The sequence below is a fragment of the Mesorhizobium sp. M7A.T.Ca.US.000.02.2.1 genome, assembly GCF_003996995.1.
Taxonomy (GTDB): Bacteria; Pseudomonadota; Alphaproteobacteria; order Rhizobiales; family Rhizobiaceae; genus Mesorhizobium.
Window position 1 is genome coordinate 1 of sequence record NZ_RZTT01000133.1, and the last position, 13,991, is coordinate 13,991.

A 13,991-nucleotide genomic window follows, 5' to 3' on the forward strand; every position below is an offset into this window, starting at 1 on the left:
GTCCTACCATTAGACGAAGCGGGAAAATTCACGTTGCGCCCCACCCCTAGCCGGTTCGCGCGCCGGGATCAACGCACTGCGGCGGCAAAGCCGATTGGAAGCGCGGTGTCAGTCCGGAAAGTTGGTGACAGGTTCCTCGCAGCGGTAGACCGGGCAGCTGCCGTCACGGGTCGGGACATAGGCCGACATCGGCACCTCCGGCCAGTCGCATTCGTTGCCGAACTGCCTGACATAGCGGTCATAGGTGTTGGGGCCGGTGGTCAGCACCACGGCATGATGGCTTTGGAGCAGTTGCCGGAGTTGGTCGCAACTCATCGTGCGGGTATCGGGCCTGGCTTGGGCGAGGCCGGTCGCGGCAAGCAGGATCGCTGCCGTCATCAAGGCAATTCGGCGCATCGGCATGGCTGTTCCCTCGAATGGATGTATCGGCCGAAACTCGCATCCCGGCGGGTGGTTCCGCAACCGCCGGCTGGCCGTCTGTGGCGGCGCAACCAAATGGTCCGTCGCGCATTGCTGGGGATGGATGGCAGGAAGCCCTACGAAACCCCGCAATGGCGGCCCGGAAACGGGGATCGCGAGGCCATGTGCTGTTCTTTCTGCGGCGGCCGCGACCACAGTTACGAGGACTGTCCGCAAAGGGATGCCGACGCCGATCCAGCATGGAATGCCCCTAATCCTCCCAAGCCGGACTGATCGGCACCGGTGTGCCGCACCGGCGATATTCCCTGCGGCCACCGGCATTCGCCCATCTGACGTCCTGATTTTCAACGCCGTCCGGCTACATCCTGACCTTGCCGGTGTCACCGATTTCCGGGCGGGTGTCGCTGACTGCTGCCGCCAGCATCTTCACGTAGCTGACCACGGTGCCGGGGCTGTCCCAATACTGGGCATCTTTCGGCGTCACCTTAAGCACGCGGATCGAAGGGTCATCGGCACTGTCCCACCAGGCCTTGGCAGGGGTCGACCACAACTCCCTGATTTTGGCGCGGTCGTTCGAAACCGCCGCCAGACCGCTGACGGAAACATATTTCTGGCCGCCTGAATCGGCGAAGGCGAGACCGACATTGGGCTCGGCTTCGATCTCGTCATCCTTGTGACTGTCGACATCGGTGAGGAAGTAGACGGCGTTTTCGTCGCGCACCACATGCGCCGCCATCGGTCGCGAGCGGATGTCATCGCCTTCGCGAGTGGCGAGCATACAGAAGCCGATCCTGTCCATCAGTTTCCAGACCCGGTCGAGATCGCTGTTGCCGTCGCTCATTGTGTGCCTCCTTATTGAGCCGTCCACGGGGGGTGTCGGGTGCAACTCGCGCAGGCGCGCAAGGTTCCGGACATGAACTGCCCGGACTGTTCCTGGGAGGAATGTTGGAGGCGATTGCAACCAAAACGCACCGCGGCGCATTGGTGGCCATGCGCGAAATCCGCGCATGAGGGAGAAGGGGTCGACCGTGACAGATTTGGCGGGCCGTGATGCCTTGATCGCCATCACCGCCGATGCGCGTTTGGCGGCGATTGTCGATTCGTCCTTCGACGCCATCGTCAGCAAGGATCTGAACAGCATCATCACCAGTTGGAACGCGGCGGCGCAACGCATGTTCGGCTACACCGCCGAAGAGGCCGTCGGCCGGTCCGTGCTCATGCTCATCCCCGATCATCTCAAGGATGAAGAGACCGACATCATCAGCCGGGTTCGCAGGGGCGAGCTGCTGGCCAGCTACGAGACGATCCGACGGCGCAAGGATGGCGGCCTCATCGCCGTGTCGCTGACCATTTCGCCGATCAGGAACGCGTCCGGCGAGATCATCGGCGCCTCGAAGATCGCCCGCGACATCACCGCCAGCAAGGAGAGCGAGCGCCGGATCAGGCTTTTGCTCCGCGAGGTGAACCATCGCGTCAAGAACCAGTTCGCGGTGATCCTCTCGATGATCCGGGAGACCAGTAAACGCTCGACCGATCCGCGTGAATTCGAGGAGTTGATCCGTTCCCGCATCATGGCGCTGTCGCGGTCGCACGATCTGCTGGTGAACTCGGAATGGGCCGGCGCCAGCCTCTTCGACCTCGCCCAGGAGCAGCTCAAGCCGTTCGGCCACGAGGCGCGGGTATCGCTGTCGGGACCGCTTTTGACCTTGCAGCCGAATGCCGTGCAAAATCTCGGCATGGCATTTCATGAGCTCGGCACCAACTCTTCCAAATATGGCGCGCTGGCGAGCGAGGCCGGGCGGCTGGAGATCACCTGGCGGATCGTCGAAGGCGCTTCGGACAAGCTGGAAATCCATCTGCTCTGGGACGAGACGATGCCGATGCGTGAGGGAGAGCGTCGGGACGAAAGCACGCGCAAGGGTTTCGGCACCGTCGTCCTGCAACGGGTCGCGCCGCAATCGCTGAACGGCCTGGCGGTGCTGGATCGCAGCCCGGGCCATCTCAGCTGGTCCCTGACGGCGCCGCTGGATTCGATCATCGTTCCGCAGCTCGGCGCCGACCTGCCTGAAACCGAAACGTCCTGAGCTCTTGAGGATTGGCTCCATCAACCTCCCTTTGGCAGATGCGTTTTCAAAAGCGGCCGCATCCTTGCCGCACCTTGCCGTGGATTCAGGAACCGTGACCCGGCGGCCGCGTTGTGGCGTCAAGCTTTCGGAGGGGACATGATGGAACAGCTCGTCGAGGAATTCGGCCATTCCACCTACACCTCGTTTCCGGTCATCGCGGCGCGGCTGTTGTTGGCGACGCTCTATGGCGCGGTCATCGGTTTCGAACGCGAATGGCGCAATCGCCCGGCCGGACTTCGCACGCATATTCTCGTCTGCGTCGCCGCCGCCACCTTCGGCATCCTGACGGTCGAGATCGTGCACGCGCCGATGTTCGCGGGGGAATCGGTCAAGGTCGATCCGATCCGGGTGGTCGAGGCGGTGACCGCCGGCGTCGCTTTCCTCGCCGCCGGCTCGATCATGTTTTCGCGCGGCGAGGTGCATGGGCTGACGACCGGCGCCGGCATGTGGCTGGCGGGCGCGATCGGCGTCGCCTGCGGACTGGGTCTTTGGCAAGTGGCCGGGTTCGGCACGCTGATCGTGCTGATCGTTGCCGGCTTTCTGCGCCGGTTCGAAAGCGGACCCGGCCTTGCCGCCGGTGATGAAGGCAGTCAGGCAAAGGCGGAGAAGGAGGGGGCCTCGGCCCGATCAGAGGGAGGGCGAAGGTAATCCCGTTCGCCGGGAGATGCCGTGAGTGGTTTCACCGAAGAAGCCGGCCAGCAGATCGGCCGTCCCCGCCGGGTCCTCCTCGGGAAAGAAGTGTCCGCCTGGCATCGCCTGGCCGCGCACATCGTCGGCCCAGCCGCGCCACAGCGCCAGCGGCCCGCCTTCGCCGGCATACCATTGCGCCAACGCGCCCTGACCGCTCCATAGCGCCAGCAGCGGGCAGCGAATGCGCCGGCCGGCTGCCTTGTCGGCATGATCGTGCTCGCGGTCGAGCGTGGCTGCCGCCCGATATTCCTCGCAGATGGCATGGGCGTGGGCAGGCGCGCGCAAGGCCTCGACATAGGCCTGACGCACTTCGGCTGGAAACGCCGATGGCGGCGAGCCCCAGCCGTTGAGCGCATTGTCGACGACCGCCTCGGCGGCGCCGGACAGGATCTTTTCCGGCAACGGCTCGGGCTGCGCCAGCAGCGACCATGGCCAATAACCCAGCGCCAGCCTGGCGTCGGCCCGGTCCCAGGCATCGGCGGTCGGCACGATGTCGAGAACGGCGAGCTTGTCGATGCTGCCCCGATGATCGAGCGCCATGCGGTAGGCGACACGCCCGCCGCGATCATGGCCGGCGACCATGAATCTGCTGAAACCCAGCTTCTCCATCAGCCTCATCATATCGGCGGCCATGGTGCGCTTGGCATAGGGGGTGTGGTCGGGAGTGGATGCCGGACAGGAACTGCTGCCATAGCCGCGCAGGTCGGCGCAGACGACGCTGAACCGGCTGGCCAGAGCGGGGGCGATGTCGCGCCACATCAGATGCGTCTGCGGAAATCCGTGCAGCAACAGCAATGGCGGCCCGCCGCCGGCACGCAGGCAGAATATGCCGGCATCGCCGGTGTCGATTTCCGCGCCTTGAAAACCTTCGAACATGATCGCCTCCGGCACGCGCAACGGCCGGCAAACGGGTTTGGTTGCAATGCCGCACGGCGAGGCGGCCAACCTTTTTCATCGACAGGCGTTGTCCCTTTGAAAGGAAGGTCGCCGCGGGCGACCGTGAAAGAAAGAAGGAGGCAGTGATGAGAATTCTTGCCATCATGCCACTAGGCCTCATGCTGGCGCTGGCAGTGCCGGCCGCGGCCCAGCAGCAGAACGACAGCCAGGCGCCGCAGGCCGACAAATGCAGGGCTCAGACCGAGCAAGGGGCAAAACAGCAGCCTGGACAGCAGGCCGATGACGGCAATTTGACCGCGAAGCTCAACGACTGCGGCGGCGTGCTGAAACCGCCCCCGACGGGCGACCAGGGCATGGCGGCGCCGGCCTCGGACGAAGGCAAGACGCCGGTGATCAAGCCGGGTGAAGTGCCGCCCCAGCCGCCGAAGCAATAAACGCCGCTGGCTGGTATTATCGCGCAGGCTAATGGAACCTCGTTATCTCAGGAGCGTTTCTCTCACGACTTGGAATTCGGAGAGGTTATCGTGAGAGATATTGCGACCACAGCAACGTTGCTTGCCTCGATTGCCATCGTGATTGCCTTAATTCTGCTGGCGCCGAAGAGTTTTGGCTTCGAAACCTCACACCCGATCGTACAGGGCGAGCTTCCGGCGGAATAATCGGATCGACTATTGCGGGTGATCAGGACGATTTGCGTGAAGCAGGCGAGGCACGATGTCCCGCCTGTTTCTTTTCAGTGAAACCGCTACCGCACCAGCACGCCGGCATGGCTGCAGAGCGCTGCGAACGCTTCCTGCGCCTCGGCGGCGCCTGTCCCGGTCTCCAATGCGGCTTCGACCTTCTCGCGCGCCGCCTGGTAGAACGGGCCGCGTTTGGCCTGCGGCCAGTCGATCAGGATTTCGCTGGCATCCTTGAGCGTAGCGACGTCGCGGATCGTGTCCGACCCATGCGGCTTGATCCGCATCGGTGTGGGCAAAATGAGCTCGGACATGTCCTGTTTTCCATCTACTGGAGGAGTTTTGCTTCGCGCGCGGCGTCGATCATCGCCCGCATCGCTTTTTCCGCTGGCGTCCAGCCATCCAGCGCGTCGCGGCAACTGCGCAACGCCGCCCGGTAGCGCCGTCCCTGGCCAGCCGGCCAGTCGCCGAGGCATTCCAGCCCTTCCCAGGCGCTGCGGATGATGCGCTCGCGCTCAGGCGCGAATTTCAGTCTGATGGGGCGGGGAAACATCTTGTCGTTCAACGGTCGTCTCCATGATTGCCGCAAGTCGCCGGGCGACATGCGTGAGAGGCGACCGGTAACGTCGGCGACAGGGCAGGGTTCCCTTCCCAGGCGATCAAATCTCAGCGTCGATGTCCGACAGCGATCTCGGCGTCGGCGCTTCGGCGCTGTGCTGCGCTGGGCGGTCATGCTCGAACTGTTCGGTGCCGGGCAGAGCGTGCAGCCAGGTCTCGCGCCTGGAGGTCCACAATTCATATTCGGGCACGAGATCGGTCGGCGCGATGTCGAGGCTGCCGATCGCCACCTCGGCCTCGTTGTCGTCGACCCAGGCGACGCGGCCGCCGCATGTGGGGCAAAAGCTCCGCGTGCCATAGGAGCTGACGAGGCCGGTGGTCTCGAAGGCCTCGCGCGGCCAGATGGCAAAGGCCGAATAGACCGAACCGCCGGCCTTGCGGCAATCCTTGCAGTGGCACAGGCCAACGCGCAATGGCGGGCCGTGAACCTCGAACTGCACGCCGCCGCACAGGCAGCTGCCGGTCCTGCGTATGGTGTCGGACATGGCGACCTCCCTCAATGCGTGGCGCTGCGGGCCGGGTGGGACAGATGCTCGTCTGCCGTTTCGTTGGCCAGGATGAGAAACCGGGAAAAAGACATCCTGTTCACCGTACCACCAGGCCCGGTTGACACGGCCCGCAGCATCTTCAACGCCGCCCAGGCGAAATGGTTTCGGCTAGCCGCGGGCCGCCATATGGGCGTCGAGCTTCTTGCGCGAGGGGCCGTAGCGCTTGATGATGGTCTGTGCCTCGCTTGGCGGGATGCCGTATTTGCGGGCAAAGGCGGCAACCTCGTAGGGCTCTTCGCTCGAGACCTGCTTGCGGTCCTGTTTCGTCTTCGACTTGTCGTCAGCCATCTCAGGCCTCGCTTTCTGTTGTCGGGGACGCGCAGCCTTCGGCGCCCGCAATCAACACGACATAACACAGATTGGCGCCGCCGGTTCCACCAGACGACACGGCCTGGGCTGCGATAGGCCTGTATCAGGCCGAGGGCTGCATGGGGTCGGCGGCGGCAGCGTGGTCGCCGTCACATTCGGAGCATGCCGCGCTGAGGCCGGGGCAGCCGCGCCGGTGCGTGCCGGCGGGGCAGCAATGGCCGTTGGAACTCGTCCAGCGGGGGCATTCGAAGACCTGGCCAGCGCCGCCGCAGCCGCTGCACTCCAGCGGTGCCGACCGCTCGCCATGAGATGTCGCCCCAAACCTGACGCTCGTGCGCAAATTTCAGCCCACCCAAAATCCCTGCACCGACACACCGGTGCATTAGCCCCGACTAACGATATCACGTCCGTGATTACCAACAAGTTTCAACATCGCTATGCGCCGGAAAGCCGTCCGCGCCGGCGTGTCGTCAGGCCGGCTTCAGCCGCATCGCGGCGAGATACATGAGCGCCGAGGCGGCCTGCCCGCGGTCCCAGCCGGCGGCCTCGACCTTGCGGAGCAGGGCGTCGAGATGCGGAACCAGCATATCCCTGCATTCCTGTTCGTAGGCGGTGCTCGTCGCCGGATGCCGCGGTGCGCCGATGGTCAATGCCTTGGCCATGTCCGATTCCCCCTTGGAGCGAGCAATAATATGCCGTCAGCCGGCAAACCGAAAATCGCTCTTGCCGTACGGTGTGACGCTTCGAAAGCCCTCTGCGATCCTGTCGAGAAAAATTGGCCTGATGTGTCGGACCTGGCGCCGGTCGCGCGTCCTAGGAGCGATCAACCTGCAAAGCTGGAGAACGAGCATGTCGTCGCAAATCACTCAATCGCCGTGGCAGACCGCGGCCCTTGTCGTCGCCCGGCTGATCTTCGCCGGCGTCTTCCTGATGGCCGTGACCTTCAAGTTCATGGGCATGGACGCCACCGCCGGCTATATCGCCGCCGCCGGCTTTCCGTTTCCGCTGTTCCTGGCCTGGTGCGCGGCGATCCTGGAAGTCGCGCTGGTGCTGTGCTTCCTGACCGGCGCCTTCTTCTCGCAGGCAGCCCTGGTCGCCGCCGCCTATGTGCTGTTCCTCGGCTTCGCCTTTCACGGACCCAGCCACTGGGCCGACAACCAGGCCGAGTTCGGCTTCTTCGTCGACCATTTTTCGTTCCTGGCCGGACTGCTGTTTGCGGCCGTACATGGACCGGGCAAGGTGCTTTCGCTCAATTCGGGATGGCCGGGCAGGGCTTGAGGCGTGGGCAGCGGGCCACCGCGGACGCCCGCCGGCCCCGCTCACAGCTGGTCGTTGTAGGGTTCCTTTATCTTGCCGACCATGCGGGCCAGCTTCGAAAAAGACGGCATCTCCGCCTCCGGCTGGCACTGGTTGGCGAGTTCCAGCAGCCGGATCGGAAAGTTGACGGCGTCGCGGCTTGACGCGGACATGCCTTCGGACCGCTCCTGGTTGGTCTCGCCGGCCTCGGTCTTGCGCAAGGCCAGGTTGATCTCCTCCGCCGTCAGCACCCCCTTTTGAACCAGGAGGCGGTTGATCGAGGCGACGGCCATCAGCAGGCCTTCGAGTTGCAGGTTGGCGACATTCATGGCGATTGCTCCCGTGGCTGGGGTTGAAACGCGCGAGCGGCATTTCCGCTCCAGAAAGGCTGCGGGCGAACGCCTATTCCTGCGTCAGCCGTTCGCCATATTCGCGCCACAGCGCCTTGACCTCCAGGTTGCCGAGGCTGCCGATCGAAACATCCCCACAGCTGATGGCGACGGCGCCGATGTCGTATTGGGGGTAGGCGTTGGCGACGAAACGGATGGCTTCGCCCAGCGAACGCACGCGGATGACTGGATCGGCCTGACCCTGGCCGGTGCTGCGCACCCCGGAAACCGTGGCTTGTGCATGCCGCATCCTGAACACGGATGCCATGGCTGGTCTGTCCATCGTCCTCTCCCACAAGGCCGTGCGACGGGAATCATTCCATGAGCTTCGACTAATGATTTCACACCTGCCGGCTTATGACCAGCCGCCGGCAAAAGCAGGGTTTTACGCGCTTGCCAGCGTCGCTCAGAGTGGGAGTTCCGGCCGGTCTAGGAATTTTTTCTCAAAATACGGTTGACGGGGTGAGTGCAGCTATGCTACATTTTTGCCCATGGTGCTGAGTTGCGCCACCGACCCGCCGCCGAGGCGGGTTTTTTGTTTCTGGCTTTGTGCTGCCGTATTTTGCGAGACGTTTCTCGTCGTCAGTCGAAGGTTGAAATCGGCATTCGCTTGACGACCCGAAAGGTCGGCTCCTTGGACGACAAAACGTCTAGGCATGTCCAGCCGGTCACGAAGCGATAATGTGTTGCCGGGTGCTGCGCGAACTTCCACGTCTCGGATTGCATTGTCTCAAAGGTGGCGCCTTCGACCCGATAGGCGAAGATGGGGAATGTTACCTTCCCTGGGCGTGTTCTCGTGCTCGGTGCTCAGCGGCATTTCGTCGAGGATGCGGATGATCACCTGATTGGTGAACAGAACACGCAAGACATGGTGTTCGTCGCCGGGGATTATGAAGTCGGCCACGACCGCGTCATCTGTCCAGCGCAATTCGCGCAGGTCGCTTTGGACGCAATCTATCTCGGGGGTCACTCTAATCGGATGGTATCGAGGCAATCGGACTCGCCCTCTATCTAGGCCATCAGCCACCGCGACGCCGCCGCCTTTGATTGAACCAAATTACACCAGTCTTCAAGAGGCTTACGATGTACCGCTACGCCACGATCATCACCGATGCTGACGGCCAGGAAATCGTCAGCGCCGTTGGCGAATTCGAAGGCACTGCGCCGCAGCCACGCCTGGGGCGTGCCGAGCAGGTCGCACCCAGCGTAAAGATCGGCATGGTGCGGGATGCGGCCGGCGACTTTTGTTTTCCGCAGGCCGGCATTGCCGGACCCCTTGTCGGTCTCGTCATGGCGCGGCTCAAGGCGCGGGCCGGTGTGGCAAAGCCTGTCGGTGCGACGAAGCCCGCCCAGGCGACAGGGCCGAAGCGCGCCAAGAAGGCAAAGAGGAAAACGGTTGGCTCGAAGAAGCGAGCCAGCCGGCCCCGACCGGCGGCGCCCAAGACCGAAATGGTTTCCGCTGCCGGTGCCAGCGCCATGGACCAGGTCCATGGCTGACAAAACCGCAACCGGGCCAACGCGCGGCAAGCCGGCGAGACGCAGGCCCGCCGCCAAACCGGCCGCGACGCAGAAGCCGCGCCGCAAGCGCGCCAAGAAAACACTGGGCGACGATTTCCTGGCCGCCGTGCGCGCCGATTTCCGCACACATGGCGCCGGCGTCATCGCCGAGGTGCGGGCCGACAAGCCGGACCAGTATCTGAAGATCGTGCTGTCGGTGCTGCCCAAGGATTTCGATGCCACGATCAACCAAATGGACGGCCTGAGCGATGACGAAATCCGCAGCCGCATCCGCGCCCTCGAGACGATCGTCAAGCCGTTCCTCGAAGAGCCCGGCGATGTCCGTGAAGACGGAATATCTGGCGCTGATGGCCGAACTGGACAGACGGCGCCGGACCAATCAATTGGCGACCTATAGACCGTATCAACGCCAGGCCGAGTTTCACGCAGCGGGCGCCCAGAACCGCGAGCGGCTGTTCATGGCCGGCAACCAGCTCGGCAAGACCAGGGCAGGGGGCGCCGAATGGGCCATGCACCTGACCGGCCGTTATCCCCACTGGTGGCAGGGCAAGGTTTTTGACAGCGCTGTCAGGCTGTGGGCGGCCGGCGTCACCGGCGAAGGCACGCGTGACAATCCGCAGCGCGTGCTGGTCGGCCCGCCGCAGCAGCAGGCGGCCTGGGGCACCGGCATGATCCCGGCCGACGCCATTGTGCAGACCTTCATGGGCCGCGGCGCACCGGGCGCGCTCGACAGCGTCGTGGTGCGCTGGGGCGGCGGTGGCGACGTGCAGGCCGATGAATCGGTGCTGTCGTTCAAGAGTTTCGAGAAGGGCCGCGAGAAATGGCAGGGCGAGACTTTACACGGCGTCTGGTTCGACGAGGAACCGCCGCTCGATATCTATTCCGAAGGCTTGACCCGCACCAATGCGACAGGCGGCATCACTATCGTGACGTTCACGCCGCTGCTTGGGATGTCGGACGTGGTGCTGCTGTTTTTGTCGGCGGGAGAGGTGGAGCGGATGGGGAAGGGGTGATTTCGCGCTCGCTCGCGCGTTTCCTTTCCTTGTGGGGGAAGGTGGATCGGCGCGCAGCGCCGAGGCGGATGAGGGGTGTTCCAGCGAAGTGGAACGTTGGCCTTCCCGGGACACCCTCATCCGACCTCGCTTCGCGAAGCCCCTTCTCCCGCAAGGGGAGAAGGGGAGGCAGTTCTCACCCCGTCACTTCCACTACCGCTCTGCCACAAATTCAGGCGGTTGCCGGCAATGATGAATGCCAGACCGCATGATGCGAAATCTGGTTGTGCTCGATGCAACTGGCTGCCAGTTTGCTGATTTCAGGATCGGCCGACGCCCGCGCCCATTCGACGAAGGCATCGACGACCACCAACCTTGCGCGACCGGCCAGCCCAAGACCGTAACGCCGCACCACCGGCTCGGAATGGTCAAGCATCTTGCGGATCATGGCTGATACATCGTCCCGCCATTGCTCGGAAATATCCGAGATGACCGAAAACGCCGTTTGCGGCTTGAGCAAAGCGGCGTGCTGGCGCGCAAGCCTCAACTGCCAGTCCCGGGCAAAGCGGACGAACTGGACAGCTCCCATGCGCACGGCGTCATGCTCATCATCAAGAGCAAACAGGGCCTGCGCCAGGTACTCGCCATGGTCACGCGTGCTGCACCGCAAGATGGATTCCACGGCATCGAAACGCGTGCGCGAGTTGCTATCCCCAAGCAGTGCGGCCAGTTCGCTCACCATCGAACTTATGTTCTGGTTTTGAAACGTGGCCAGAAACGCGCCCGCCGCTCGGGTCCGGGCGTTGGGCGATGTCAGAAGGAGACGAAGGCTTTCCAACGGCACCGTCCTGCCAAGATCGGCAAGCAGGTCGCTGGCTAGCGCGCCATCGTGTTCATCGGTGGATGACAGCAGAAGCTGCAGGATCTCCGGGCCCGTCGGGGCATTTGTCGATTTGCCGAGCGGCAGCAGGATCTTGCCGCTTTCGCTGAAATAAAGATGAGCAACCTCGCTGTCCTCGGCGGACAAGCGCATCGCGTCGAATAGATCTGTCATGGCAAAGAGTGGCTGCCCCACCCGCGTAGAGTAGAGGCCGCGCGGAAGGCGCCGGCCCAAGACGCATCGGCTTCACCGATGCGGAGACGAGCCTTAGCGCATATCAACGTAGAAGAAAAGACGCGTGCCGCAAAAGGTGGTCCGCATCAAGCGCCGGGCAGTATGATGCCGGGAGGGCTTATGGGTATTTGCTGCCCGCAAGCTGTCTGGCACGGGCCTTGGAATCGGTTGCTTTCCGGGTTAGCGGTTGGCACCATATTCTTTCATCGCCTGTAATCTGATTGTACCAGACATTGCATACTTTGTTTGGTGTGTCGGGAATACAAACCTTGCGTTCGAACCCTGAAGAGTTGGCGTACATCTTGCAGGTCTTCTTGCTTGTGTCGTATGGAACGTTCGATTGGCATGCTGACGCACTCGCGGCAATGGCCACAACGATTGCTATGCGGATCATGTATCTCCCCCAAATTCGTCAGCAGCTTTGCATTGATAAACAGTATTATCAATGGCCGTTGCTCGTCCCGGCAAATAATTTAGGCAGGCCGATATGTCCCGACACGTCACCTTCATGACCATCGACGATGCCGCGCACTACACGCCGCAGGAGCGCGCGGCGATCGTCGCTGCCTATCCGGCGCATGAGCGCGAGGCACGCGCCCGCGGCATTCCGGTGCTGGGTTCGGGCCGCATCTTCCCGGTGGCCGAGGCGCTGATCGCCTGCGAGCCGTTCCGGCTGCCGCGCTACTGGCCAAGGCTCGGCGCGCTCGATTTCGGCTGGGACCATCCGTCGGCCGCGGTCGAACTCGCCTGGGATACGGAGGCCGACGTCGTCTATGTCACCAAGGCAGCGCGGGCCTCGCAGCAGACGCCGGCGATGCAGACGCTGACCTTGAAACCATGGGGCGAATGGCTGCCCTTCGCCTGGCCGCGCGACGGCCGCCGAGAGACGCTGGAAGGGGCGGGCGTGGCGCTCGCCCGGCAGTATTCCGCGCACGGGCTGAACATGCTGTCGCGTCACGCGCAATTTTCGGACGGTTCGGTCTCGGTCGAGGCCGGGCTGATGGAGATGCTCGACCGCATGCAATCCGGCCGCTTCAAGGTGTTTTCCACGTTGGCCGACTGGTTCGAGGAGTTTCGGTTGTTCCATCGCAAGGATGGTCAGGTTGTGAAGCTGCGGGATGACCTGATGGCGGCAACCCGCTATGGCGTGATGATGCTGCGGGAAGCGGTGGTGGATCCGGCGGAGTTCAGGGCGGCGAGAAGGCCGGCGGGGCAGAGTGATCCGCTGGGGGCATTCAGGTGAGTGATGGGCGTCGACCCTGCGCCTGTAGTCCGTAACACCGGAATTACGGTGCGGGACTTTCTGGGCGGCATGTCGGCACAAATATGCCAATCTCAGGTCGATCCATTGGAGGCAATGATGCCCAACCACGAGATGAGCCAGGCAAGTTTCCCGGAGATGTACGAGCGGTGGCTCGCAGGCCCTCTCTTCCGGCCGTGGGCCGAAATGATTCTCGAAGAGGTGGCGTTGTCTTCAGGCGATCGTGTCCTCGACATCGCTTGCGGAACAGGAATAGTGGCCCGCGTTGCAAGGGAGCGGCTCGGTGACGCCGGATACGTCGTCGGCATCGACGTCAGTTCGGATATGCTTGCCGTTGCGCGCGCCGTGGCGCCGGGCATCGACTGGCGTCAAGGCAATGCCAGCGCCCTGCCTCTCCATGACGGAGAGCAGTTCGACGTTGTCGTCTGCCAGCAGGGACTGCAGTTCTTTCCCGACAAGCCCGCGGCGGCAGCGCAGATGCGGCGGGCGCTGGCGAAGGGCGGCAGGCTAGCGGTAGCCACATGGCGATCCGACGATGAAATCCCGTTCTTTCGGGAGTTGCGCCGCGTGGCGGAGCGCCATCTGGGCGCCGTCAAGGATCCGCGGTACAGCTTTGGTGACGCGGTCCCCATCGAGGCGCTGCTCCGGGACGCCGGCTTCCACGAAGTCCGGGTAACGACCATATCGCGCACAATACGCTTCCAGGACGGCGCACCCTTCCTGCGATTGAACACGATGGCCTTCGTCGGCATGAGCGCTGTCGGCAGGGAAATGGGCGATCAGGAGCGCAAGCGCGTCGTGGAGGCCATCGTGAGCGAAAGTGCGCCCGCGCTGCACCCCTACGCCGACGGGGCGGGACTCGCTTTCGAGCTCAGCACCAATTTGGCGACAGCTGAAGGCTAACGTGTTCCATCGCTGCTCTGCTCTTTCGATCTTCGCGATCGCGACTTGCATCGTGGAGACTGAGACATGGAAAATATAGTGCACTGTCACCGTAATTTCTTTTCGGTGAAGCGAAGCGCCCTTCACTTCGTCATCCTCGGGCTTGACCCGAGGATCCATGCCGCGACATCAGCCGGGGAACGCGGCACGTCAGAATTCTGCGCCGTAGCAGCGCTCCAAGGTCACGGCATGGA

21 protein-coding genes and 1 pseudogene are annotated in these 13,991 nt (G+C 63.4%); 10 read left to right on the plus strand and 12 right to left on the minus strand.

What is annotated here, in order from left to right; genetic code table 11:
• Positions 1-108 precede the first annotated feature (108 nt).
• Together EOD15_RS14880 and EOD15_RS14885 are read right to left on the minus strand one after the other, a co-directional pair.
• Positions 109-402: a hypothetical protein gene (locus tag EOD15_RS14880; RefSeq protein ID WP_127319430.1), complete on the minus strand. Its 294-nt coding sequence runs from the start codon at positions 400-402 to the stop codon at positions 109-111.
• Between the two features lie 376 nt (positions 403-778).
• Positions 779-1,261 (minus strand): pyridoxamine 5'-phosphate oxidase family protein, encoded by a 483-nt coding sequence (locus EOD15_RS14885; RefSeq protein WP_127319432.1) that lies wholly within the window; start codon positions 1,259-1,261, stop codon positions 779-781.
• A 187-nt stretch (positions 1,262-1,448) separates the two neighbouring features.
• Between EOD15_RS14885 and EOD15_RS14890 the strand changes: the two genes are divergently transcribed.
• Together EOD15_RS14890 and EOD15_RS14895 are read left to right on the plus strand one after the other, a co-directional pair.
• Positions 1,449-2,504, plus strand: coding sequence for a PAS domain S-box protein (locus EOD15_RS14890; protein WP_127331687.1), 1,056 nt, complete (start codon positions 1,449-1,451; stop codon positions 2,502-2,504).
• A 141-nt stretch (positions 2,505-2,645) separates the two neighbouring features.
• The gene (locus EOD15_RS14895; protein ID WP_245463678.1) at positions 2,646-3,194 is read left to right on the plus strand and encodes an MgtC/SapB family protein; all 549 of its coding nucleotides are present in this window, start codon (positions 2,646-2,648) and stop codon (positions 3,192-3,194) included.
• Here the strand turns inward: EOD15_RS14895 and EOD15_RS14900 are convergent.
• Positions 3,174-4,112, minus strand: a complete 939-nt coding sequence (locus tag EOD15_RS14900) for an alpha/beta hydrolase (RefSeq protein ID WP_185929001.1) — start codon at positions 4,110-4,112, stop codon at positions 3,174-3,176. The two genes, EOD15_RS14895 and EOD15_RS14900, sit on opposite strands and share 21 nt — an antisense overlap.
• 146 nt (positions 4,113-4,258) lie before the next feature.
• On the opposite strand from EOD15_RS14900, the gene EOD15_RS14905 reads away from it, so the two are divergent.
• Positions 4,259-4,567, plus strand: coding sequence for a hypothetical protein (locus EOD15_RS14905; protein WP_127321668.1), 309 nt, complete (start codon positions 4,259-4,261; stop codon positions 4,565-4,567).
• A gap of 90 nt (positions 4,568-4,657) precedes the next feature.
• The gene (locus EOD15_RS37220; protein WP_281035303.1) at positions 4,658-4,792 is read left to right on the plus strand and encodes a hypothetical protein; all 135 of its coding nucleotides are present in this window, start codon (positions 4,658-4,660) and stop codon (positions 4,790-4,792) included.
• A gap of 86 nt (positions 4,793-4,878) precedes the next feature.
• On the opposite strand, the gene EOD15_RS14910 is transcribed toward EOD15_RS37220, so the two are convergent.
• From EOD15_RS14910 to EOD15_RS14930, 5 genes are all read right to left on the minus strand, one after another.
• Entirely contained in the window at positions 4,879-5,124 is a 246-nt protein-coding gene (locus tag EOD15_RS14910) for a DUF982 domain-containing protein (RefSeq protein ID WP_127271133.1), read from the minus strand.
• 14 nt (positions 5,125-5,138) lie between these two features.
• Positions 5,139-5,375, minus strand: a complete 237-nt coding sequence (locus EOD15_RS14915) for a DUF982 domain-containing protein (protein ID WP_023813818.1) — start codon at positions 5,373-5,375, stop codon at positions 5,139-5,141.
• A 94-nt stretch (positions 5,376-5,469) separates the two neighbouring features.
• Positions 5,470-5,913: a GFA family protein gene (locus EOD15_RS14920; protein WP_127270773.1), complete on the minus strand. Its 444-nt coding sequence runs from the start codon at positions 5,911-5,913 to the stop codon at positions 5,470-5,472.
• Positions 5,914-6,084: 171 nt separating this feature from the next.
• Entirely contained in the window at positions 6,085-6,264 is a 180-nt protein-coding gene (locus tag EOD15_RS14925) for a DUF3606 domain-containing protein (RefSeq protein WP_023813816.1), read from the minus strand.
• A gap of 491 nt (positions 6,265-6,755) precedes the next feature.
• The gene (locus EOD15_RS14930; RefSeq protein WP_127321669.1) at positions 6,756-6,947 is read right to left on the minus strand and encodes a hypothetical protein; all 192 of its coding nucleotides are present in this window, start codon (positions 6,945-6,947) and stop codon (positions 6,756-6,758) included.
• A 187-nt stretch (positions 6,948-7,134) separates the two neighbouring features.
• On the opposite strand from EOD15_RS14930, the gene EOD15_RS14935 reads away from it, so the two are divergent.
• Positions 7,135-7,563: a DoxX family protein gene (locus EOD15_RS14935; RefSeq protein ID WP_127321670.1), complete on the plus strand. Its 429-nt coding sequence runs from the start codon at positions 7,135-7,137 to the stop codon at positions 7,561-7,563.
• Positions 7,564-7,604: 41 nt separating this feature from the next.
• On the opposite strand, the gene EOD15_RS14940 is transcribed toward EOD15_RS14935, so the two are convergent.
• From EOD15_RS14940 to EOD15_RS36760, 3 genes are all read right to left on the minus strand, one after another.
• Complete coding sequence (locus EOD15_RS14940) at positions 7,605-7,910, minus strand: hypothetical protein (protein WP_127321671.1); 306 nt, start codon at positions 7,908-7,910, stop codon at positions 7,605-7,607.
• 73 nt (positions 7,911-7,983) lie between these two features.
• The gene (locus tag EOD15_RS14945) at positions 7,984-8,253 is read right to left on the minus strand and encodes a hypothetical protein (protein WP_127321672.1); all 270 of its coding nucleotides are present in this window, start codon (positions 8,251-8,253) and stop codon (positions 7,984-7,986) included.
• Positions 8,254-8,700: 447 nt separating this feature from the next.
• On the minus strand, positions 8,701-8,874 hold the full coding sequence (locus tag EOD15_RS36760) for a hypothetical protein (RefSeq protein ID WP_245463675.1): 174 nt from the start codon (positions 8,872-8,874) through the stop codon (positions 8,701-8,703).
• Positions 8,875-9,053: 179 nt separating this feature from the next.
• Between EOD15_RS36760 and EOD15_RS14955 the strand changes: the two genes are divergently transcribed.
• The 3 genes and pseudogenes from EOD15_RS14955 to EOD15_RS14965 form a co-directional block, all read left to right on the plus strand.
• Positions 9,054-9,467: a hypothetical protein gene (locus EOD15_RS14955; RefSeq protein ID WP_127321673.1), complete on the plus strand. Its 414-nt coding sequence runs from the start codon at positions 9,054-9,056 to the stop codon at positions 9,465-9,467.
• Positions 9,460-9,885 carry a hypothetical protein gene (locus EOD15_RS14960; RefSeq protein WP_245463676.1) on the plus strand — a complete coding sequence of 142 codons (426 nt, stop codon included), beginning with the start codon at positions 9,460-9,462 and terminating at the stop codon, positions 9,883-9,885. Before EOD15_RS14955 ends, EOD15_RS14960 begins: the two co-directional genes overlap by 8 nt.
• Positions 9,806-10,465: pseudogene (locus tag EOD15_RS14965) on the plus strand (terminase family protein); the annotation flags it as partial. The gene EOD15_RS14960 and the pseudogene EOD15_RS14965, both read left to right, overlap by 80 nt.
• A 247-nt stretch (positions 10,466-10,712) precedes the next feature.
• Here the strand turns inward: EOD15_RS14965 and EOD15_RS14970 are convergent.
• Positions 10,713-11,507: a hypothetical protein gene (locus EOD15_RS14970; protein ID WP_127331695.1), complete on the minus strand. Its 795-nt coding sequence runs from the start codon at positions 11,505-11,507 to the stop codon at positions 10,713-10,715.
• A 574-nt stretch (positions 11,508-12,081) separates the two neighbouring features.
• Between EOD15_RS14970 and EOD15_RS14975 the strand changes: the two genes are divergently transcribed.
• Complete coding sequence (locus EOD15_RS14975; RefSeq protein ID WP_127322131.1) at positions 12,082-12,837, plus strand: terminase family protein; 756 nt, start codon at positions 12,082-12,084, stop codon at positions 12,835-12,837.
• Between the two features lie 3 nt (positions 12,838-12,840).
• Positions 12,841-13,758, plus strand: coding sequence for a methyltransferase domain-containing protein (locus EOD15_RS14980; protein ID WP_127322130.1), 918 nt, complete (start codon positions 12,841-12,843; stop codon positions 13,756-13,758).
• Positions 13,759-13,991: the final 233 nt, after the last annotated feature.

Excerpts from the sequence above, each read along its gene's own strand:
- EOD15_RS14880 (WP_127319430.1), bottom strand. The coding sequence starts at position 402 with ATGCCGATGCGCCGAATTGCCTTGATGACGGCAGCGATCCTGCTTGCC.
- EOD15_RS14885 (WP_127319432.1), bottom strand. The coding sequence starts at position 1,261 with ATGAGCGACGGCAACAGCGATCTCGACCGGGTCTGGAAACTGATGGAC.
- EOD15_RS14895 (WP_245463678.1), top strand. The coding sequence starts at position 2,646 with ATGGAACAGCTCGTCGAGGAATTCGGCCATTCCACCTACACCTCGTTT.
- EOD15_RS14900 (WP_185929001.1), bottom strand. The coding sequence starts at position 4,112 with ATGTTCGAAGGTTTTCAAGGCGCGGAAATCGACACCGGCGATGCCGGC.
- EOD15_RS14905 (WP_127321668.1), top strand. The coding sequence starts at position 4,259 with ATGAGAATTCTTGCCATCATGCCACTAGGCCTCATGCTGGCGCTGGCA.
- EOD15_RS14910 (WP_127271133.1), bottom strand. The coding sequence starts at position 5,124 with ATGTCCGAGCTCATTTTGCCCACACCGATGCGGATCAAGCCGCATGGG.
- EOD15_RS14920 (WP_127270773.1), bottom strand. The coding sequence starts at position 5,913 with ATGTCCGACACCATACGCAGGACCGGCAGCTGCCTGTGCGGCGGCGTG.
- EOD15_RS14925 (WP_023813816.1), bottom strand. The coding sequence starts at position 6,264 with ATGGCTGACGACAAGTCGAAGACGAAACAGGACCGCAAGCAGGTCTCG.
- EOD15_RS14930 (WP_127321669.1), bottom strand. The coding sequence starts at position 6,947 with ATGGCCAAGGCATTGACCATCGGCGCACCGCGGCATCCGGCGACGAGC.
- EOD15_RS14935 (WP_127321670.1), top strand. The coding sequence starts at position 7,135 with ATGTCGTCGCAAATCACTCAATCGCCGTGGCAGACCGCGGCCCTTGTC.
- EOD15_RS14940 (WP_127321671.1), bottom strand. The coding sequence starts at position 7,910 with ATGAATGTCGCCAACCTGCAACTCGAAGGCCTGCTGATGGCCGTCGCC.
- EOD15_RS14945 (WP_127321672.1), bottom strand. The coding sequence starts at position 8,253 with ATGGACAGACCAGCCATGGCATCCGTGTTCAGGATGCGGCATGCACAA.
- EOD15_RS14955 (WP_127321673.1), top strand. The coding sequence starts at position 9,054 with ATGTACCGCTACGCCACGATCATCACCGATGCTGACGGCCAGGAAATC.
- EOD15_RS14960 (WP_245463676.1), top strand. The coding sequence starts at position 9,460 with ATGGCTGACAAAACCGCAACCGGGCCAACGCGCGGCAAGCCGGCGAGA.
- EOD15_RS14975 (WP_127322131.1), top strand. The coding sequence starts at position 12,082 with ATGTCCCGACACGTCACCTTCATGACCATCGACGATGCCGCGCACTAC.
- EOD15_RS14980 (WP_127322130.1), top strand. The coding sequence starts at position 12,841 with ATGGGCGTCGACCCTGCGCCTGTAGTCCGTAACACCGGAATTACGGTG.